At 43.2% G+C, this 20,467-nt stretch carries 17 protein-coding genes; 11 read left to right on the top strand and 6 right to left on the bottom strand.

All coding sequences use genetic code 11. The annotated features are described in order from the left end of the window. Positions 1 to 53 precede the first annotated feature (53 nt). From AB1Y31_05505 to AB1Y31_05465, 9 genes are all read left to right on the top strand, one after another. Positions 54 to 1,385, top strand: a complete 1,332-nt coding sequence (locus AB1Y31_05505) for an acetyl-CoA hydrolase/transferase C-terminal domain-containing protein (protein ID MEW4982621.1) — start codon at positions 54 to 56, stop codon at positions 1,383 to 1,385. Positions 1,386 to 1,411: 26 nt separating this feature from the next. Continuing rightward, the gene (locus AB1Y31_05500) at positions 1,412 to 2,194 is read left to right on the top strand and encodes an enoyl-CoA hydratase-related protein (protein ID MEW4982620.1); all 783 of its coding nucleotides are present in this window, start codon (positions 1,412 to 1,414) and stop codon (positions 2,192 to 2,194) included. Between the two features lie 226 nt (positions 2,195 to 2,420). Next, a complete protein-coding gene (locus AB1Y31_05495) occupies positions 2,421 to 2,846 on the top strand; it encodes a thioesterase family protein (protein ID MEW4982619.1) in 426 nt (141 codons plus the stop codon). A gap of 149 nt (positions 2,847 to 2,995) precedes the next feature. Continuing rightward, entirely contained in the window at positions 2,996 to 3,790 is a 795-nt protein-coding gene (locus AB1Y31_05490) for an AraC family transcriptional regulator (protein ID MEW4982618.1), read from the top strand. 256 nt (positions 3,791 to 4,046) lie between these two features. Then, complete coding sequence (locus tag AB1Y31_05485; protein MEW4982617.1) at positions 4,047 to 4,946, top strand: alpha/beta hydrolase; 900 nt, start codon at positions 4,047 to 4,049, stop codon at positions 4,944 to 4,946. 37 nt (positions 4,947 to 4,983) lie between these two features. Next, entirely contained in the window at positions 4,984 to 6,621 is a 1,638-nt protein-coding gene (locus AB1Y31_05480) for an NAD(P)/FAD-dependent oxidoreductase (protein ID MEW4982616.1), read from the top strand. Positions 6,622 to 6,663: 42 nt separating this feature from the next. Then, positions 6,664 to 8,745, top strand: coding sequence for an acetate--CoA ligase family protein (locus tag AB1Y31_05475; GenBank protein ID MEW4982615.1), 2,082 nt, complete (start codon positions 6,664 to 6,666; stop codon positions 8,743 to 8,745). Further along, complete coding sequence (locus tag AB1Y31_05470; GenBank protein MEW4982614.1) at positions 8,738 to 10,228, top strand: NAD-dependent succinate-semialdehyde dehydrogenase; 1,491 nt, start codon at positions 8,738 to 8,740, stop codon at positions 10,226 to 10,228. Before AB1Y31_05475 ends, AB1Y31_05470 begins: the two co-directional genes overlap by 8 nt. Before the next feature lie 16 nt (positions 10,229 to 10,244). After that, positions 10,245 to 11,300 (top strand): alcohol dehydrogenase, encoded by a 1,056-nt coding sequence (locus AB1Y31_05465; GenBank protein ID MEW4982613.1) that lies wholly within the window; start codon positions 10,245 to 10,247, stop codon positions 11,298 to 11,300. A gap of 157 nt (positions 11,301 to 11,457) precedes the next feature. Here AB1Y31_05465 and AB1Y31_05460 read toward each other — a convergent pair whose 3' ends face one another. The 3 genes from AB1Y31_05460 to AB1Y31_05450 form a co-directional block, all read right to left on the bottom strand. Then, positions 11,458 to 12,846 (bottom strand): DUF2130 domain-containing protein, encoded by a 1,389-nt coding sequence (locus AB1Y31_05460; protein ID MEW4982612.1) that lies wholly within the window; start codon positions 12,844 to 12,846, stop codon positions 11,458 to 11,460. Positions 12,847 to 12,960: 114 nt separating this feature from the next. Continuing rightward, a complete protein-coding gene (locus AB1Y31_05455; protein MEW4982611.1) occupies positions 12,961 to 13,209 on the bottom strand; it encodes an RNA-binding protein in 249 nt (82 codons plus the stop codon). Between the two features lie 509 nt (positions 13,210 to 13,718). Further along, entirely contained in the window at positions 13,719 to 14,987 is a 1,269-nt protein-coding gene (locus tag AB1Y31_05450) for a DEAD/DEAH box helicase (protein ID MEW4982610.1), read from the bottom strand. Positions 14,988 to 15,218: 231 nt separating this feature from the next. Between AB1Y31_05450 and AB1Y31_05445 the strand changes: the two genes are divergently transcribed. Both AB1Y31_05445 and AB1Y31_05440 read left to right on the top strand, forming a co-directional pair. Continuing rightward, positions 15,219 to 17,198: a TonB-dependent receptor gene (locus AB1Y31_05445; GenBank protein ID MEW4982609.1), complete on the top strand. Its 1,980-nt coding sequence runs from the start codon at positions 15,219 to 15,221 to the stop codon at positions 17,196 to 17,198. Position 17,199: 1 nt separating this feature from the next. Beyond that, positions 17,200 to 17,682 carry a transcriptional repressor gene (locus AB1Y31_05440; protein MEW4982608.1) on the top strand — a complete coding sequence of 161 codons (483 nt, stop codon included), beginning with the start codon at positions 17,200 to 17,202 and terminating at the stop codon, positions 17,680 to 17,682. A 269-nt stretch (positions 17,683 to 17,951) separates the two neighbouring features. On the opposite strand, the gene AB1Y31_05435 is transcribed toward AB1Y31_05440, so the two are convergent. From AB1Y31_05435 to AB1Y31_05425, 3 genes are all read right to left on the bottom strand, one after another. Beyond that, positions 17,952 to 18,827: an alpha/beta hydrolase gene (locus tag AB1Y31_05435; GenBank protein ID MEW4982607.1), complete on the bottom strand. Its 876-nt coding sequence runs from the start codon at positions 18,825 to 18,827 to the stop codon at positions 17,952 to 17,954. 195 nt (positions 18,828 to 19,022) lie between these two features. Next, on the bottom strand, positions 19,023 to 19,157 hold the full coding sequence (locus tag AB1Y31_05430) for an RNA-binding protein (GenBank protein ID MEW4982606.1): 135 nt from the start codon (positions 19,155 to 19,157) through the stop codon (positions 19,023 to 19,025). Between the two features lie 259 nt (positions 19,158 to 19,416). Then, positions 19,417 to 20,190, bottom strand: coding sequence for a hypothetical protein (locus AB1Y31_05425; GenBank protein MEW4982605.1), 774 nt, complete (start codon positions 20,188 to 20,190; stop codon positions 19,417 to 19,419). Between the last annotated feature and the right edge of the window lie 277 nt (positions 20,191 to 20,467).

Here is a 20,467-nt window from a genome sequence, read left to right as displayed (position 1 = left end):
TAAGCCAATAAAAATAAAGACTCATCATTCAATGATGAGATTGGAGGAGAAGTATGCCTGTACAAAAAATGCTTAAAGAAAAGCGATTAAGCGTATCTGATGCGGTTTCATTTGTAAAAAGTGGGGACACGGTTGATTATGGTTTTGGGCTAACACAATCAAATTTGTTTGATACTGAATTAGCGGCTCAAAAAGATCGTCTTAGTGACGTTATTGTAAGGGGGACTTTGTCTACCGCCGCTAGGATGGTGATAGAAAATGACCCCGAGCAAAATCACTTTGAATATCAAAACTGGCATTTCTCGGGTTATGACCGAAAAAAATCAGAACAGGGCGGGATGAGTTATATACCGTTCAACTTTGGTGAAGGGCCTGGAATTTATAGGCAGTTTTTACATATTGATGTCTTAGTTCTTAGAACATCACCCATGGATGAGCACGGTTATTTTAATTTTGGTATATCGAATACCTTTGGAAGGGCGTGTTGCGATATTGCAAAAAAGATCGTTATAGAAGTTTCTGAAGCGATGCCTGTTTGTTACGGCAATCAGAATAGTGTTCATATCAGCGAAGTAGATGCGGTCATTGAAGGCGATAACGCGCCGTTGTTTGAATTACCGAGTGCGCCTATCAGTGATGTTGACCGTCAGGTTGCCGCTTATATTGTGCCATTGATCGAAGACAGAAGTTGCTTGCAAATTGGTATTGGTGGTATGCCCAATGCGGTGTGTTCTGCCTTGGCGAACTCTGACATTAAAGACCTTGGTATTCATACGGAGATGTTTGTTGATGGAATGGTCGATTTGGTTGAGAAAGGCAAAGTGACGGGTGAGTATAAGCAAACTTACCGCGGTGAAATCGTTTATACCTTTGCGCTGGGTTCAAAGAGAATGTACGACTTCATTAATAAGAATGAGATATGCGTCAGTATCCCTGTGGATGAAACAAACTTACCGGATAAAATTTCAGCTAATGACAATGTTATTTCCATCAACAACTGTTTGCAGATAGATTTAAGTGGGCAGGTTGCTTCAGAAAGCAGTGGCTATAGACATATTTCAGGCACCGGAGGGCAGTTACAGTTTGTGCGTGGCGCGGTCGCGTCTAAAGGCGGTAAATCCTTTATGTGTCTTTCCTCTAGGTTTATTGATAAAGAAGGCAAGGCGCACTCACGTATCGTGCCAGGTTTAGAAGAGGGCACGGTGGTAACAACACCTAGGTCAGATACGATGTATGTCGTGACCGAGTTCGGTATTGTTAATTTAAAAGGCAAAAGTATTACCGAGAGGGCGTTGGCATTGATCAGTATTGCACACCCCGATGACCGTGAAGGGCTGCTTCAGCAGGCTAGAGAAAACCGTATTATTTCACGCCGTTATTGGTAACCTTAAATAACTCATTGGATAGAAAATTGACATACAAAACAGTTAAGCTAGACGTCAAAAATAATATCGCTACGGTCACATTGAGCGATCCGGCGACACGGAATGCTATTACAGACCCGCTATTGCTGGAAGAGGTAAAGGCAGTTTTTACTGCGATTCAACAGAACCCAGATGTCTCTGTGTGTATTCTCACTGGCGAAGGTAAAGGCTTTTCATCGGGCGGCAATGTTAAAGACATGTTGAATAGAGAAAAGATGTTTGCCGGTAATCATTTGGAGTTACAGAATAATTACCGCAACGGTATTCACAGTTTATCTAAACTCCTTTATTCGATTGAAATACCGGTTATTGCTGCGGTCAATGGTGCGGCGGCAGGTGCGGGGTTTGATCTTGCGCTGTTATGCGACTTAAGAATCGGCTCTAAAAAATCAACGTTCTGTTCGTCCTTTTTAAATTTAGCCGTTATTCCAGGCGATGGGGCGTGTTGGTTGTTACGAAAAACTGTCGGTGCACAAAGAGCTGCAGAGTTGGTGTTGACGGGTAGAACGGTACGCGCGGAAGAAGCGTTAGAAATGGGGCTTTTGTTAAAGCTCGTTGAGCATGATGAACTTATGAGTTCTGCGTTGGAGCTTGCAGCGAGTATTGCTGAAAAATCACGCGAAACATTGGTAGTGACTAAGCGTTTATTAAGGTCAACAGATTCTCTAGGGTATGAAGATCACCTTAACCTTTGTTCAGCCAACCAAGCAATGTTTCATCATGCACCAGAGCACCAACAAGCACTCGAACGATTTTTTGATAAGACGTAATTGAACCAGCTGCCACTGATAAGGCAGCTGTTTTAAAAAAATAATTGATTAACGATAATGAACCTCTTTGACAAGAAAGAGGTTCATTTAAATGATTTAAAAGGCTGTTGAATATCAACCGTAAGGGTCGACACTTCAACCCTTCGTTTTGAAATTTGGGGAGTTACACTGGTATTTTGCAGTGATATACTTTAATAATCTAACTAACACTCGGTAAAAATTTAAAATGGCGCGAATATCTATACAGTACCCCGACAACACATTATTCAAACATGAGCTTTCTGTTCGTGTAACTGACCTTAATTTTGCGGATCATTTAGCGCACGATAGTATTATTTCTCTACTCCATGAGGCTAGAGCACAATTTTTTAAAGCGAATGGAATGTCTGAGTTAGATGTTGATGGGAAGGGCATTATCATGGCTGATATTGCTGTTAATTATCGATCTGAAGCATATTTTGGTGATGTGTTAGTCGTTGAAATAGCGCTGGGTGACTTTTCATCAAAAGGTTGCGACTTCTTTTATAAGATGACCAATAAACAAACTGGGGACACCGTGGCGGTTGCGAAAACTGGAATAGTTTTTATGGACTACGAGACTAGAAAATTAGCGCCAGTGCCAGAGCCATTTTTAAAGATAGCAGGAAAATAATTAGCTTTTATAGCATGGGTGATGGCAGCCGACAAAACATTAAATAAAGAGGGGTGTGAATCATTAAAACACTCGTAGAGCCGGATAAAATCCAGCATTGGATTCCCGGTAAGGTAACCTTTGATAGCAGTGTACGTGCTTGGGATGGCATGACCCTGCGTGGTTACCACTACCCTCAATTGGATGTTGCTATTCCCACTATGCGTGATTATATGTTTGTCGTGTATAAGGGGCGGCGCTCTGGTATGAGCCGACGCAGCGGTAAGGTATGGGAAAAACATCAAGTTGAACCGGGCGTTGTTTCTGTGCTAACACGAGCGCAAGAGTCACAATGGAGATGGGATAGCCCGATAGATGTTTCACACCTTTATTTATCTCATGCCTCGCTTGCGTCTGTTGCTGGCGACGTTTTTAATCGTGACATTGCTGACATAGCATTGACCGATTGCGTTAGGTCTGAAGATGAGGTTTTGCCGATGCTGGTATCGCAGCTCGAAAAAGAGTTGGCGATGGGAGGGTTTGGCACTCAACTGTATGTCGACGCGTTAAAAAATCAAGCCTGTGTTCACATCTTACGACGTTACTCGAATGTCGTGTTTAATGAAGCATCACACGGCGGCTTTACTGGCGCTCAAAAGCGTCTGATTAGTGATTTCATTGAAGAGTCTATTGGCCTTAATATTTCAATGGCTGAATTAGCAGAATTGGTGCACTTGAGTGTTTTTCATTTTAGTCGTAAATTTTCTAAAGAGTTCGGCTGTTCACCTCACGCGTACGTGATAAAAAAACGGGTTGATCTAGCCCTAACACTCCTTTCAACAACGCCGTTGCCGATTAAGGCCATTGCATCAGAATGTGGCTTTGCCGATCAAAGTCATTTAACGCGAGTTATTCGTCGCTTTGTTGGAACAACGCCCGCTGCTTTGCGCCGGCTAAAAAATTAGAAAGGTGGCTTACTAAGCGAGGATAAAAATACAGCAAGATTGTTCTAAACTCCCTTCTTATAGTTCTAGAGGAATGAAAATTACTGTCATTATAATTGGGTGTTTATCGTTGTTTGTTGAGCGTGTCAGAGCTTTTTGGCTATGGAAAAAGACAACACAATCACCTTTGGCGGGTGACCATGCGGTATGAAATAGCATGGCTGGGTAAGTCTTAAACGGTGATGACTTAATCATTATATAAAAGAGGAAGAGAGGAATGGCGTCAAAAGAATCAGATTATTTACGGGCTCTTTATCAAAATTGGATGGATCGTATGACGGCAAACCCAGAAATGGGGCTTGACGACATGCGCGCATTATTTGATGAGTGGGGAAAGCCCACGATGGAGCCAGAAAACGTCAGCTATAAAAATGAAAATATAGCTGGGATTAATGCAATTTGGGCGTTACCAGTTGACAGCGATAGTTCTAAAATTCTCATTTATACACACGGCGGGGGATTTGCGGTTGGCTCCGCCGATAGCCACCGTAAACTTGCGGGTCATGTGGCTAAAGCATTAGGAGCAATAGCTTTGGTATTAGATTACCGGCTTGCTCCAGAATATCCATTTCCAGCACAAATTGACGATGCGACGGCCGTTTATAAAGAGCTACTAAGTCGAGGTTTTGAGCCGGAAAATATAACGACTATTGGTGATTCAGCCGGTGGCAACTTAGCAATCTCTTCGGTCATGAAATTCCGTGAACTGGGCTTACCTTTACCGAAAAGTGTCATCGCCTTTTCGCCTTGGTTAGATATGGAATTGAGTGGCGCAAGCCTAGACCATAATGAAGCAACAGATGCACTGGTTAAACGCCCTGTACTTGAAGCAATGGTTGGTATGTTTTTAGGCGAAGGAGGTAAGGCCAACGATTCATTAGCGAACCCACTGTATGCTGATTTCACCGGTTATCCGTCGCTCTATATATGTGCTGGGAGTGTAGAAACGTTGGTGGATGATTCGCGTCGATTACATTCAATGGCAAGCGATGCTGGGGTAGATTCAACCTTATCGGTGGTTGATGATATGCAACACGTATTTCCGTTTTTAGCTGGAAGAGCACCAGAAGCGGATGCTGAAATTCAGAGAATCTCTGAATGGTACGCAAATTTATAAATACTAATAATAGAAACAGCTTTTTTGGAGAGAACATATGAGTAATAAAGTAAATGGCGGTACAAAAAATTCATCTGCGGATTTTGATGCCGTTGTCATTGGTGCAGGGTTTGGTGGAATGTACATGACGCATAAACTGCGTAATGAGTTAGGCATGAGCGTGCAGTGTTATGACAAGGATGGCGATGTTGGTGGTACGTGGTATTCAAACCGCTACCCGGGAATTTTGTCAGACACGGAAAGTTTTTACTATTGTTACTCGTTTGATAAAGAGCTTCTTCAAGAATGGACTTGGAAGAACCGCTATGTGAATCAGACTGAAATTTTAGAATACCTTAATCATTTTGCTGACCGCTACGAAATTCGTAAAAGTTACCAATTTGATACAAAAGTAACGTCTGCTGTTTTTAATGAAAGCACAAACCTTTGGGAGATAAGCACGGATAAAGGGGATAAGGTAACTGCGCAACACCTTGTCACTGGTTTAGGGCTGTTATCGGCTACAAACGTCCCCAACTTTAAAGGTCGAGAAACGTTCAAGGGTCAACAGTTCCATACCGCTAACTGGCCACACGAAGGCGTAAACTTCTCAGGAAAGCGTGTGGGCGTAATTGGAACAGGTTCAACCGGTACTCAGTTCATTACTCAAACGGCTAAAACGGCGGGTCATTTGACGGTGTTCCAACGGTCTCCGCAATATACGGTGCCTATTGGTAATGGACCAATATCGGAAGATTTTTCTAAAGATATTAAAGCGAATTACGACGCTAGTTGGAAACAAATTAAAGGCTCAATGGTCGCGTTTGGTTTTGAAGAAAGTATTGTGCCTGCTGCTGGCTTGCCAGTAGCAGAAACAGACAAAGTCTTTGAAGCGGCATGGAACAGTGGGGGTGGATTCCGCTTTATGTTTGAAACCTTTAGTGATATCGCCGTTGACGCAGGGTCAAATGAAGCTGCGTGTACGTTTATTCGTAAGAAAATTGATGAAATTGTTGACGACCCCGAGACGGCAGAGAAATTAAAGCCTTACGACCTGTACGCAAAACGTCCATTGTGTGACTCTGGTTACTACGCAACCTACAACCGCGATAACGTTTCGCTAGTGGATGTAAAGGCTCACCCTATTATTGAGATTACACCGAACGGTGTGTTGACTGAAGATGGCGAGCATGAATTAGATGTTCTTGTGTATGCAACAGGTTTTGATTCCGTTGATGGTAACTATACCAAGATTGATATTCGCGGTCGTGACGGCGTACAGATGAAAGACAAGTGGGAGCATGCGCCAACGAGTTACATAGGTGTGTCGAGTGCTGGTTTCCCAAATATGCACATGATTTTAGGGCCAAACGGACCGTTCACCAATCTCCCGCCAAGTATTGAAGTGCAAGTTGAGTGGATTTCAGATTTTATTAAAGAGATGCGAGATAAAGGCCAAGTAACGGCAGAGCCGACTCATGATGCCGAAAATGATTGGACAAATACATGTAAAGAAATTGCCGATGCGACTTTATTTTCAAAGGCTGAGTCATGGATTTTTGGTACTAATATTCCGGGCAGAGAGAGTTCAGTTCAGTTTTATTTAGCGGGCCTTGGGAACTATACAAACGTCTTGAATGAAGAAGCCGCAAGCGGTTATCAAAACTTTAAGTTTAAGCATTCAAGTGAGCTATAAAGTCAGTGCTTAAGAAAGCGCTGCAAAGTAACCGGTAGCGCTATGAGTTTGAAGGCATTATTTGAACCAGCCTCGGTTGCCGTTATTGGTGCATCGTCAAACCCTGCACGCATCGGTGGCCGTCCAATAGATTATTATCTAAAGGCTGGTTTTAAAGGACGTATTTACCCTGTAAACCCGAATAGAGATGAAGTTCAGGGTTTAAAAGCGTATTCAGATATTGCATCTATTCCAGGGACTGTCGATTTAGCCATCTTGGCGATTTCAGCCAAGATGGTGGCGGATGCGCTAACGGCGTGTGGAGAAAAGGGCGTGAAGGCGATCGCGCTTTTTTCAGCTGGTTTTTCTGAGATTGGCCATAGTGGTGATGCACTTCAGCAGCAAGTGGATGACATTGCTAAACGCTATGGTATGCGTATTTTAGGGCCTAATTGCCTAGGCCTATACAATGGCGACATCGGCAACTGTCCTACGTTTACCTCGGGTCTCGAAGGCGGCTTTCCAAAAGCGGGTAGAGTTGGCTTGATTACTCAGTCAGGTGCGTACGGCACGCATTTGTTGACGATGGCTAAATCTCGTCACTTAGGTGTTTCAAAGTGGATATCCACGGGTAATGAGTCGGATTTAACGGTCGCAGAATGTCTCGAGTATTTGATCGATTCTGATACGGTTGATGTGGTCGGCTGTTATATGGAAGGCGTTAAAAAACCGGACATATTAATTCGAGCGCTGAAAAAGGCTCGAACTGCCGGCAAGGCGGTTGTTATTATGAAAGTAGGCGTTTCCGAAGTGGGCTCTGAAGCAGTGCAGTCGCACACCGCTTCATTGACCGGATCTGACGCCAGCTTCCAAGCACTCCTTGATCAATACGGTGCCCAACGCGCCCGAACGACTGAGCAAATGTTCGATATTCTTTATGCTTTTAGTGTGTCACCACGCGCCAAGGGTGATCAGTTAGGGATTCTAACGGTATCCGGTGGTGCGGGTGTTTTGATGGCTGATGCGGCCGAAGAGCAGGGTATTCCCGTGCCAGCAATGCCGCAAGTCACACAAGACCGGCTGATTGAACGTAACCCTCTTTGTTCGCCACGTAACCCAGTTGATATAACAGGCAATGCATTAAATGATTTTTCACTGGTCAGTGAGAATTTAATGGCCATGATTGATGAAGGACACTATGACTTATTAGTTGCTTTTTTTACCTCGTGGCTAAGCTCGCCAGCGCATGGCGAAAAACTATTTAATGCCTTAAGTGATGGCATAAAAGGGCGCAATAAACCGTTTGCAGTCATCGGTCAAACAACGGAGGAGGTAAAAGAAAAATATGAATCCGTTGGCATCATGGTGTTTGAAGACCCATCGCGAGCGGTGGTGGCTTTATCGGCGTTGGCAAAGTTCAATACGACATTCAACCAGTCGGATCGAGAAGACGGTGAGATCCCCGATATTGGCGATATCGTATTACCGGTTGAAAAAATAGGTGAGGCTGAAGCAAAGTCTCTAATAGAACGAGCGGGCATTCCTATTCCAAAAGAAGAGCTGGTCACTGGTGCGCAAGAGGCATGCGACAGCGCCATTAAGATCGGCTTTCCTGTCGTGATGAAAATCGTTTCGCCGGATATTGCTCATAAATCAGAAGTAGGCGGCGTGGCACTGAACTTGATGAGTGGAAAGGCGGTTCGTGAAGCAGCAGAATTGATGCTTAAAACGATTCGTGAAAAAGAACCCAATGCAAAAATAGAAGGCCTACTGATCAGCCCAATGATTGGCGACGGGGTTGATTTTATTATTGGCACACAGCGTGACCCCGTAATGGGGCCCATTATCATGGTGGGTCTTGGTGGTGTTTATACGGAAATTTTGAAAGATGTCCGCCTGTCGTTGGCACCGGTTAGTACTGAGAGGGCATTATCAATGCTGCAATCATTACGTGGTGCAGCCATTTTTCAAGGTGCGCGTGGGCAACAATCAATCAACTTGAATGCAGCAGCAGATGCGATTAGCCGCCTGTCGGTATTAGCCGTAAATAACGTCAGTCACATTAGCAGCATCGAAGTAAACCCATTACGAGCAACCAACAACAACGTGATTGCTCTCGATGCCTTAATCATAAGTAATGAATAAACAAACACTCATTAAACGTATTATTTTAGGAGAACAAAGAATGGAAAACACTGATTACACGACACCCGCCTTATATATTGATGGCGAATGGATTACGCAAGCTAGCCGTTATGGTGAGGTATTAAACCCAGCAACGGATGAAGTATTAGCCAAATTTCCTTTTGCAGACGAGGAACAAATAGCTCGTGCATTAGCGTCTTCAGAGGCAGGTTTTAAAATATGGCGTGAAACCAGCTACGACGAACGTATTGATATTATGCACCGCGCAGCGGCCATCATTCGTGAGAATGCTGAGCACACGGCACGCTGTATGACGATGGAGCATGGTAAACCTCTGGCTGACTCGAAAGGAGAAGTTGAAAATTGCGCGTGTTTATTGGAGTGGTGTTCAACGGCCGCCGCCGAGCATAACGACCGCACCTTGCCAGAAATGAATGGTTTCGTTGATAGAACAGTTAAGAAGGAGCCGATTGGCCCCGTTGCCGCGTTTCCTGCATGGAATTTCCCGGCCTCATTAGCGACACGTAAAATGGCCTCGGCGATGGCTGTTGGCTGCTCGGTCATTATTAAACCTGCAAAGGAAACGCCGGTTTCATTTATGGCGATGGTGGATGCGCTTGATAAAGCGGGTTTACCTAAGGGCGTTGTGAATATATTGATGGGTGACTCAGCGCTTATCAGCAAGACATTAATTGAGTCACCAGTGATTAAAAAAATATCCTTCACTGGTTCAACGCCTGTGGGCCAACAACTAGCATCATTGGCCGGTGATCAAGCTAAACCATGTGTCATGGAGTTGGGCGGCCATGCGCCGGTGTTGATTTTTAATGATGCAGATATAGCAAAAGCCACTGATTTATCGGTGATGACAAAAAGTCGTAATTCAGGGCAAGTGTGCATTTCACCTACTCGATTCTTTGTGCAAGCAGCTGTTTATGATCAGTTCTTACAGGGCTTTACAGAAAAATTTGCCGGGCTTCGTATCGGCAATGGTTTGGATGCGGATACTCAAATGGGGCCATTAGCAAACCCACGCCGAATTGGTGAATTAGATGCACTAGTAAAAGATGCTGTCGACAAAGGAGCGCGTTTGATGAGCGGCGGTAAACGCATCGATCGTGCAGGGAATTTTTATGAAGCAACCGTGTTGGCCGACGTGCCATCAACTGCAAGAATAATGCAGGAAGAGCCCTTTGGTCCTATCGCGATCATCAATAAATTTGATACCTATGAAGAAGCTATTGAGACGGCAAACAATACCGATTTTGCACTGGCTTCATATGCGTTTAGTGGTTCTCAGGAAACGATTGATAACTTAGGCAGGGATTTAGATTCGGGTAAAGTTGGAATCAATGGTTTCCCAGTTGTTTTTCTAGATTCTCCACTCGGAGGGCGTCGCCAATCAGGGTATGGCAGCGAAGGTGGGTACGAAGGGCTTGATGCTTATCGGATCGTAAAATTTGTTAGTCAAAGCGCCATTTAAAAGAGAGGAAATACAAATGAAATGTCAGTCTTTAAATGAATTTGGTAGTGCAGTTGTCGGAGAAGAACGCGAAAACTTAGCTGTCTCAGGTACCGAAGTGTTGCTTCGAATTACCGCGAATGGAGTATGTCATAGTGACTTACATATTCGTGAAGGTTGCTATAACTTAGGCGGTGGTCAAACACTTAGTTTTGCTGAACGTGGCATGAAGTTACCGTTGGTGATGGGGCATGAGCCGGTTGGAATGGTTGTTGATGCTGGGGCTGACGCGGGTGAACTTGATCGCACAAAAAATTATGTGGTATACCCGTGGCAAGGTTGTGGTGAATGTCATCAATGCGAAGATGCGCGTGAAAACTATTGTTCAGCGCCGCGATATGTTGGTATGCATATTGATGGTGGCTATGCCGATCAAATGAAAATTCCTCACCCTCGTTATTTGTTCGATATAGGTAGCATGGCACCAGAAATAGCCGCGCCATTAGCCTGTTCAGGTTTAACGACGTATTCAGCGCTTAAAAAAGTAGAAAGCACATTGGCTAAAGCGCCGGTGGTTATTATTGGCGTTGGTGGCTTGGGTTTAATGGCGGTTGGTTTAGTTAAAGCGATGGGGGGCTTACCGCCAGTAGTGGTTGATTTAGACCCTGTTAAACGTGAAGCTGCGCTTAAAGCGGGTGCCAGTGTTGCCATTGACGGCGCTGCCGAAGATGCAGTGGCTCAAGTTCAGGCGGCGGTTGGTGGAAAAGGCGTGCTCGCTACGGTTGACTTAGTTGGCGCTGAAAGTACGGCATCTTTGGCCTTTAATGCCGTTGCTAAAGGTGGGAAAATGGTGATTGTTGGCTTATTTGGGGGTTCAGCACCTTGGGCATTACCGCTTATTCCAGTAAAAGCCGTCACGATTATGGGCAGTTATGTCGGTAGTTTGGCTGAGTTTTCCGAACTGATGGCGTTGGCTCATAAAGGCCTAGTGCCGGCCTTGCCGACAAAAACATACCCGCTGGATTCAGCCAACGATATTCTTAACGAATTAGAAGATGGCAAAGTGGTTGGAAGAGCGGTGCTCACGCCGTAACGTAAAGTAGGTAGCGAGATTTAAAAGGCCGAACAATTATGTTCGGCCTTTTTGTTAGTGCATAAATTAAACGGGTTATGTTGCTCAAAAAGAAGGCGTTTAATATAAATGAAAGCCATCATAAGGCTAATATTTATCACCCAGTACCCGAAGAGTTTTAATTATTTAGTTCATCGAAATTGGCTGCCATAGTGGGGTTGCGCCGAGTGAGTTTCTTGATCGTTACATCCTGTGCTTTGTTATTTGCAAGGCGAAGATTTCGGTCCGTACTAAGCAAGGCGTCCTTCGTTTTCTGTAGATGGTCGATTGACTTATCAATCTCATCAATTGCTGTTTGAAATTTCCTGGAGGCGAGGTCATAGTTCTTCGCGAATGCGGTCTTGAATGTATCGAGGTCGTTTTCGAAGTTTGTTATATCGACGTTCTGTGCTTTAACAAGTGCAAGCTCTGTTTTGTATTCAAGCGACTTCATCGCGGCGTTACGAAGCAGTGTAATGATTGGAAGAAAGAACTGCGGCCGAACGATATACATTTTCGGGTAGCGGTGAAACACGTCGACAATCCCAGAGTTGTACAGTTCGCTGTCGGGTTCGAGCAGGGACACCAGCACCGCGTACTCGCACCCTTTTTCTGTGCGGTCCTTGTCGAGTTCCTTAAGAAAGTCTTCGTTCTTTTTCTTAGTGGCGGTGGTATCGCTTTCGTTCTTCATTTCAAACATGATCGAAACAATCTCAGTGCCAGCCTCGTCTGAATCGCGAAAAATATAGTCACCCTTACTGCCGCTCCGTGCGTCATTATCTTTCTCGAAATATGCCCTCGGAAACGCTGTTGCTCGAATGCGATTGAACTCAGTATCGCAGTGCTGTTCGAGGGTTTCGCCAACCATTTTGGTCGATAGGCGGGCTTTCATATCCCGGAGGCGTTCTATAGCATCGTCGCGATCCTTGATCTGTGTCTCGTACTTGTCCTTGAGCGACGTCTCGGAGAGTTGTTTTTCAAGCTCAGCTTGCTTCAGGCCGTTCTTCAATTCGTCGCGTTCCTTCTCAACCGCACTGACAGCGCCGGTGATGGCGATCTTCTGCTCAATCCTAGTGGCGTCAAGCTTGGCTTTTAAACTCTGAATTTCTTTATCTTTTGTAGTGGCGGTTTCCTGTACCTCTTTAGCAAGCTTCGCATCGGCAAGTTCAGAAGCTGCTTGCTTATCGCGCTTAGTCTGTTCAATCTGACTAGCCAGAGCATCTCTCTCTTTTTCAACTTCACTGAGCGCCTCGGTCACCGCCAGTTTCTTCGTGACGTCACCGGCGTCCAATTTGGCTTTTAAGGCTTGAATCTCGGTATCCTTGGCAGCCGCCTCCTTTTGCATTTCTCTACTGGCTTCACTCTTAGCAAGCTCTACCGCATTCAGCTTGTCCTTATCTGCAAGCTCAAGCCGCTGGTGCAACTGTTCATCAAACTCATTGTCGCGCACCTGCTTTAGAATATCTGCATACCCGGCTTCGTCGATTTTAAATGCTTTATCGCAGTGCGGGCAGATGATTTCATTCATGTTTTTTTCTCTTTTTTGATGATCTGACCCTTTTTGATTTTGCTTCCAAGATTAGCAAATCAACCGAGTCTCTTCCTTGATTCGCCCAGCAACTATTCAGTGGACGCTGCTTGATTATAAGCCTTTATCTTCAGCCTTTTTAACGCGTATTTTATTGCCACCAATTGTTTTGTTGTTCAGTTTTTTGATGGCGATTTTTGCCTCTCCGGACTTTGGCATTTCAATAAAACCAAAACCTTTAGACTTGCCAGTATCTTGATCCATCACCAAGCTACAAGACTGAACTGTGCCAATTTTTTGAAACAAATCTTTCAGCTCTTCTTCTGTCGTTAATCGATCTAGGTTACGTATTAATAATTTCATATATATTCCGGGTGGGGTTAAGTTGGGTTGAGTGGAAGAGGGGGGGTAATGGGGACGCCGAGCTTTTATTTTCATTAACAAGCTGCCCTTATGATTCTCACAGTAGAATTTTCTGATTCAGAACTCAATTTTATCAACAAAACAATCAGTACCACAAGGCAAGCCATTCTCCAGATCCCATTCAATAATTTTTTCGTGTTAAAAAACTGAGCCCAGTTTAGTTGGAAAGCCCTAGCTTAACCCAGCTATGTCCTACTTAGGGTGAACCGAGTCTTTTGGTTTTTAGCTAAAGGGAGTGGCTTCTTTACCCGGTGACTTAGCAGCCTCAGCTACGGAGTAGCTCTGATCACGAACCAAGGCAGCGGCTTCTTTATATTCTTTGGTTACTGTTTGTAACTACGTTTCTGTCCCATATTAACTCTCCAATAACTAATGGGAGTTGTTTCTTACTAATGTGTCCGGTTTATTCAACTAGCATATTGCGGACGCTTGTCATAAAAGGGACGCCTTTAATTTTCAAATGGCGCTTTATTTTTGCGTTTTTTCTTGCCGCTACCTTCGGGTTTTGCCATCGGTTTATTGGCGGCTAAAAGCGCCTCACTGATGACTTCATCGGCTTCAAAACCCTCAACTTGCTCACGTTCCAGTCGAATCTTGTTCTTCTTTTCGATGACCTTGAAATGATGGTAATCCTCATAGTCAATCAGTGATAAGGCTAAGCCTACTTCACCGGCACGGCCACTTCGACCAATACGGTGCATGTAGTCTTGCGGGCTTCTTGGTAAATCAAAATTGATCACGACGGGCAGTTTGTCAATATCTAACCCACGAGCAGCAAGGTCAGTTGCAATTAGCACGTCGACTTTCCCCGTTTTAAACGCCTCAAGTACACGGTTACGAGCACCCTGGGTTTTGTCGCCATGAAACACTTCTGCAGCAATACCACGTTTAGCTAGTTTTTTAGCTAAGTGATGACAACTGTTTTTTGCATTAACGAAAACAAGCACTTGTCGCCATTTATGTTGCTTGATTAGATGTGCTAATAAGACTGTTTTTCCCCCTTTATTAACGGTAAAAACGCGCTGCACTAACGTGCTGGCGTCGTTACTTTGCAATTGCATCTCAACCGGGTCGTTGAGCAGCTCTTCGGCTAAAGCTTCTACTTTTTTAGGAAAGGTTGCTGAGAATAATAACGTTTGCCTTTTCTTTGGCAGTAATGCTAACAGCGCGGCTAGCTCGTCTGTAAAACCTAGGCTTAACATCCGATCAGCCTCATCAAGTACTAAGGTTTTAACCTGATCAAGTTTAATGGCATTACTTGAAATCAAATCGAGTAATCGACCAGGCGTTGCAACTAAAATATCCGTGCCGCCGCGTAATGCAAGCATTTGAGTATTCGCTGACACACCACCAAAAACAGCAACCGTTTTAATCACGCCGTTAAAATGCAGTGCATGAGACCTAATGCTGTCAGCAATTTGCTTGGCTAGTTCACGGGTAGGTACCAAAATTAGTCCAGTAACATAGTTACCGTTACGGCTTTCGTTACTCAATGGTTTTTCAGCGTATAAACGTTGCAACATAGGCAGTGCAAAAGCGGCTGTTTTACCCGAACCGGTATTGGCCCCTGCGATTAAGTCACGTCCGGCCAAGACACTTGGAATCGCTTGTGCCTGAATCGGTGTTGGTTGCTGATATTCCAACTCAGTTAATCGAGTTAACAAGGGCGCAATAAGGCCAAGTTCTTTAAAGTTGGTTTGTGTTTCGGTAGAGGTCATTATTTAGTTTTATCCAGTTAGTCGGCACAATTATAATCTTATCTTTTGACAGCATAAGAACAATACCCGGCTTGCTATATCTTATCGTATGAGAAAGAGACTGATTACGGCCTGCACCCAGCCTTTTTTTTAACCTTTATTCGGCGTCTGAAATAAATTGTTAAGTTCGTTTACAGAATAAATGAAATGTAATAACATAACAATTATAACTCACATCCAAAAGACTCCTCTATGCTAACTAAACTCTTTATACCTCTTGCCTTAATGGTTATCTCCCCTCTAGTAATCGCCGAAGGAGATATCACATTGGATACTCTTATTGTTTCTACTCCTATACATAAAAAAGCAGCGCAAACAATTCAGCCAGTTAATATTTTGTCGGGAGAAAAATTAACATTAAAGTTGGCAACGACTATTGGCGAGACATTAAAGCAAGAACTTGGTGTCCATAGTAGTTCATTTGGTTCGAGTGTTGGACAACCGGTTATCCGAGGGCAGTTTGGAGCAAGGGTTCAGGTTTTACAAAATGGTATAGGTAGCCTCGATGTGACAGGTGTTAGCCCAGATCATGCAAACAGTACTGAAGGCTTATTTGCCGAGCAAATTGAAGTATTACGCGGTCCTGCGAGTTTATTGTATGGTAGTGGGGCCATTGGCGGTATCGTCAATATTGTTGATAACCGCATACCACTTTATGTGCCTGAATCTTCGGGTTTTTCTTTTGAGCAACGCTATAACTCAGTTTCTGATGGTTGGAGCAGCGCATTAAAACATGAAGGTGGAGTAAAGAATGTAGCTTGGCACATTAATGGTTTTTTTCGTCAGCTTGGAAACTACTCTGTACCAAGTGGCGGGAATAGTTCAGGAGTTATTGCTAATACTGATGCGGAAAGTTGGAGTGGTACCTTTGGATCCTCGTGGGTCGATGATTGGGGTATGGTAGGTTTTTCTATTAATCATTTGGATAATAACTATGGTGTGCCACCGATAGATGAATTAGTCAGAATTGATTTGCAACAAACTCGCTATGACTTCAAAGCTGAGTTTAATGAGCCGTTTGCAGGAGTGGATAGTTTGAAAATTCGACTTGCCTATAATGATTATCAACATACAGAACTGGAAGATGGCGTTACTGTTGGAACAAAGTTGGATAATAAAGGGCTAGAAGGGCGAGTTGAATTAGTACATAGGACGTTAGGCATTTTTGATCGTGGGGCTATTGGTTTTCAATCGCAATATAAAGACTTTACTGCAACAGGTGAAGAAGCTTTTATTCCGCCATCTAGTTTAGAAACATACGCCATTTTTGCAGTGGAAGATATTTACGTTGGTGATATAACTTACGAGCTGGGTTTACGTGTAGAACAGCAAAGAATTGATGCACAAGGCCATCATAAGAAAATACATACTCCCGTTAACGCATCCTTTTCTGTTTTATGGCCTGCAACGGATGATATGCTCCTTAGCCTGTCATTTACACGCGCACAAAGAGCCCCTGACATACAGGAGCTCTTTTCTAACGGAGTCCATTTCGCAACACAAAGTTATGAGTTAGGCGATAAAAATTTAAAACTAGAAACTTCATACAATTTAGATTTAAGTTTTGAAGCAGGTTATAAGGGGCTATCAACTGAATTAAACATATTTCATAACTGGAGTAACGACTATATTCTTCAACAAAGAACAGAGGCATTGTTTGATACAGATTCAGAGGCCATTAATGCGGGGTGTATTGCTAATTGCTTGCCTGTTTACCAAGCAGTACAACAAGATGTTAGGTTTTACGGCTTTGAATCTCAACTGGGTTTTCCTCTTTGGAGTTCCAAAGACAATCAAGTAGGTGGGCAAATTTTTGCAGATTATGTTCGAGGACGACTAAAGACAGGAGGTAATGTGCCACGCTTAGCACCCCTTCGCTACGGTATACAATTAAATTATACGGGCTATAATGACTTTGCTGCTGGATTGAGGTTGACACGTGCTGAGAAACAAACGGATGTGAGCGATAATGAAAGCGCTACAAAAGGTTATTTATTATTAGATGCAAATATTCGTTATAACCGTAAGCTTACAAAGAATAGTAATGTGCTACTTTTTGTAAAAGGTAATAACTTGTTGAATGAAACTATCCGGAATTCAACATCATTTCTAAAAAACCATGTACCAGAGCCCGGGCGTGGCGCTGAAGTTGGCATAAAAATAACATTTTAATATGAATGAACTCGTTGACGAAAAAGCATTACAAGAGCCCCATAATCATCAGCAATGCATAGATGATACATTGTCTGCTGCAGAGGACATCTGTATCAAAAAAAAGGTGCGTTTAACCGTTATTCGCCGACGAGTTCTAGAATTGATTTGCTCCAGCCATAAGGCAATAGGGGCTTATGAGTTGTTGGATTTATTCCGTGAAGAAGACCAAAAGGCAAAACCGATCACTATTTATAGAGCTTTAGACTTTCTGATGGAAGTTGGACTGGTGCATAAAATTGAATCCCTTAACGCCTTTATTGGTTGTCTTCAAGCTGACACGAATCATCAAACCATTATTTTAATTTGTAATAACTGTAAGAATGCTTTTGAGCTTGGCGCAACCTCCGTCTACAAAACAATATTTGCAATGAGTAAAAAGGTTCAATTTGCCCCAGCCTCTTTGACTATAGAGCTAAAGGGTTTGTGTATTTCATGTTCTTAATAACCTTTTAGTACTCATATTTTCAGTGAGCATAAAGAGTTTAACCATTTACTATTTTAACGATTATTCATGACTTGATACCATTTGCAGCCTTTTTATAAATCGAAGGCATCAGCTACACCACAAGCTAGCAATGCGATGATGGCAATCACCTCAACCAAATGACGTTACCCCGAAAAACCAAGGATCAGGGAATCGATGGGGTCAGAGTAAATTGATTTAATAATTAGGGTCAGAGGATAAGCTAATTATTTGATAAAACAGCCTTATCAAGCTTTGAGAAATTGTAATATTCTTTTGCTTACTTCATCCGGCTTTTCAAGGAGCATGAAATGTCCAACGTCTTGCACCCATTGTGCTTCTGAGCCCTTTCCTAGGTAGTTTAGGGCGTCTTTTAAGCCGTCATCATCAATTGTCACGCACCCGTCATTTGTTCCATGTAGATAAAGCGTAGGTTGAGAGATGGGCTGTCCCCAAACAGCGCCTTGTTTTTTCATCTCATCAGGCATACCGAAGAGGGCAGGGTTAAATAATTGACGATAATAACCCATAGCTGCAGCCAGATTGGCTGGGTTGCGGAGGCAATCTTTCACATGTTTTAGATCGGTGCTTGCGTTGTAACCGGGCGACCAATCTGCCCATAGGCCATCAAGGAACGCCATGTCATTCATTGGAACAATGGCATCAGAAATATCCATTTGAAAGAACCAAAAATAGAAGGAGCGCTTAATTTGCTCGTATTGAAAAATATAATTACCAAATACGGTGAGTGGCGGAATGTTCATGATCACAGCGCGGCTCCAACGCTCGGGTTGCGCGGCTAGAGCAGCGTAGGCAGCAACAGAACCCCAGTCGTGAGATATAAGCACAGCGTCATCCCCACCACCAAGGGCTTCATGCAGGGCGTTAAAATCGGCGGCTCGTGTTTCGGTCGAGTAATCACCATTCTCAGGAATTGCCGTTGGTGCATAGCCACGAATAAATGGCACAACGACTCGGTAGCCAGCGTCTGCAAGTACCGGCATTAAGTGGCGATAGCTATGAGGGGAATCGGGAAACCCATGTAAGCAAAGAGCCAATGGTCCTGAACCCGCTTCGAAATAAGTAAAGTCAAGGCCGTTCGCGGTAATATGTCCTTCTTTCATTGTTTTTCTCCTGATACTTATTTTGTGGTTAGTTTAATTATTTCTAGATTGGGGGCAGTACACTTAACTTTACATGTCCAGTTATAAATTCTTATCTTCAGCCTTTTTAACGCGTATTTTATTGCTACCAATTGTTTTGTTGTTCAGCTTTTTGATGGCGATTTTTGCCTCACCGGACTTTGGCATTTCAATAAATCAAAATCCTTTAGATTCACCACTTTCTTGATCCATCACCAAACTACAAGATTGAACGGTACCAATTTTTTGAAACAAATCTTTCAGCTCTTCTTCTGTCGTTAATCGATCTAAATTACGTATTAATAATTTCATATATATTTTGAGTAGGGTTAAGTGATATTGAGTTAAGAGGGATAATGAGGATGCCTAGCTTTGTTTATATTAGCTAGTCGCTTTTATGGCTTATACAGTAAAACTTTCTAATTCAGAGTTCAATTATTATCAATAAAACGAATATCCCTACAAGGCACGCTTATAGAAATCAAGTTGGCTGCCCCCTTGATTTTCATAAGCCTCAGCTAGGGGATGAAGTGTGCAACACTTTGTCCCGCTTGAGCGTTTTGTTATGTTCTTATTGTCCACTACTGGTAATACCACCATCTTTGATAATTTTTGCGAGCTTTGCCTGCTTTTTCTTAGATATGCCCCATTCAGGGTGCACATAGTCTCTTCGATGCTTCACATATTTATAGGCACCTTCACCCTCAAAGCTTTTTACTCGTTGAGGCCACTCTGCGTTGTAATTTAACTTATCTAGGTGATCTTCAAAATTTTCTGGGTAAGATAGAAATTCAAATACCGCATAAACACTTTGTTCCTGCAACATAGGCAGCCGCTCCATCTTAGGAACTTCATACTCCCCAAACGTTGTAGGCCGATCAAACTTCATTGATTCGCAAGCTGCATCATTTGGCGCATCGAAGTATTCCCGCCAATTAGGAATACCATAAAAGAATGATACAGGGAGTGGGCTTTCTGTATTTTTCTCTTCATCAATCACCTGGAACTGATTAAGCAGTGAGTGCCTAACTTTCATTTTTTTGATGCCAAGAACTGTTTGATGCTCTGCGGTAGTAATCTCATCTTCTAGAGACTTTGTTTCCATGAGAAGCCTAGCTGCGTATATCCAGTCAACACGACTATTATTTAGGCCATCTAGAGTAGAGTAAAACGTATCATAGTTATCCGAGCAGAACTCAAGATAAAACTTTGACTTTTCATTTTCAGACTTTCTCGATTCTAGATAAGCATTGAAGCGAAAAGCGACGAAGGCACCTAAAAGAACAGAGAAGAATTGAGCTATATAGTCGTAATGAGCTGGCAGCGTATTTTCATCAATAGCCAATGCAGAAAAATACCATAGAATTAATGCGCTTATTCCAGCGAATATTCCTGTTATAACTGGGTCGTATCTATATTTGTTCAGGGTAATCCTCCGATCCTTGATGGAACATAACGCCTCAATAACCCGCAGCCGAAACGTAGCAGAGTCAAGTGTAGGCTGTCGGGCGCACGTCTTTTGTGCGCGTAGTTAATTGACTTGTTATGCATAGATTGAGAATGAAACTAGCCTCAAAAAATGAGGCTAGAAAAACTAAATAGCTTTAGTTTTTACATCCATT

Origin of the sequence: Cycloclasticus sp., assembly GCA_040743155.1 — a bacterium.
In the GTDB taxonomy this organism is placed as follows: Bacteria; Pseudomonadota; Gammaproteobacteria; order Methylococcales; family Cycloclasticaceae; genus Cycloclasticus.
This window is presented reverse-complemented; position numbering and strand designations above follow the sequence as displayed.

Excerpts from the sequence above, each read along its gene's own strand:
- AB1Y31_05505 (MEW4982621.1), top strand. The coding sequence starts at position 54 with ATGCCTGTACAAAAAATGCTTAAAGAAAAGCGATTAAGCGTATCTGAT.
- AB1Y31_05495 (MEW4982619.1), top strand. The coding sequence starts at position 2,421 with ATGGCGCGAATATCTATACAGTACCCCGACAACACATTATTCAAACAT.
- AB1Y31_05490 (MEW4982618.1), top strand. The coding sequence starts at position 2,996 with ATGACCCTGCGTGGTTACCACTACCCTCAATTGGATGTTGCTATTCCC.
- AB1Y31_05485 (MEW4982617.1), top strand. The coding sequence starts at position 4,047 with ATGGCGTCAAAAGAATCAGATTATTTACGGGCTCTTTATCAAAATTGG.
- AB1Y31_05480 (MEW4982616.1), top strand. The coding sequence starts at position 4,984 with ATGAGTAATAAAGTAAATGGCGGTACAAAAAATTCATCTGCGGATTTT.
- AB1Y31_05475 (MEW4982615.1), top strand. The coding sequence starts at position 6,664 with ATGAGTTTGAAGGCATTATTTGAACCAGCCTCGGTTGCCGTTATTGGT.
- AB1Y31_05470 (MEW4982614.1), top strand. The coding sequence starts at position 8,738 with ATGAATAAACAAACACTCATTAAACGTATTATTTTAGGAGAACAAAGA.
- AB1Y31_05465 (MEW4982613.1), top strand. The coding sequence starts at position 10,245 with ATGAAATGTCAGTCTTTAAATGAATTTGGTAGTGCAGTTGTCGGAGAA.
- AB1Y31_05460 (MEW4982612.1), bottom strand. The coding sequence starts at position 12,846 with ATGAATGAAATCATCTGCCCGCACTGCGATAAAGCATTTAAAATCGAC.
- AB1Y31_05455 (MEW4982611.1), bottom strand. The coding sequence starts at position 13,209 with ATGAAATTATTAATACGTAACCTAGATCGATTAACGACAGAAGAAGAG.
- AB1Y31_05450 (MEW4982610.1), bottom strand. The coding sequence starts at position 14,987 with ATGACCTCTACCGAAACACAAACCAACTTTAAAGAACTTGGCCTTATT.
- AB1Y31_05445 (MEW4982609.1), top strand. The coding sequence starts at position 15,219 with ATGCTAACTAAACTCTTTATACCTCTTGCCTTAATGGTTATCTCCCCT.
- AB1Y31_05440 (MEW4982608.1), top strand. The coding sequence starts at position 17,200 with ATGAATGAACTCGTTGACGAAAAAGCATTACAAGAGCCCCATAATCAT.
- AB1Y31_05435 (MEW4982607.1), bottom strand. The coding sequence starts at position 18,827 with ATGAAAGAAGGACATATTACCGCGAACGGCCTTGACTTTACTTATTTC.
- AB1Y31_05430 (MEW4982606.1), bottom strand. The coding sequence starts at position 19,157 with ATGAAATTATTAATACGTAATTTAGATCGATTAACGACAGAAGAAGAG.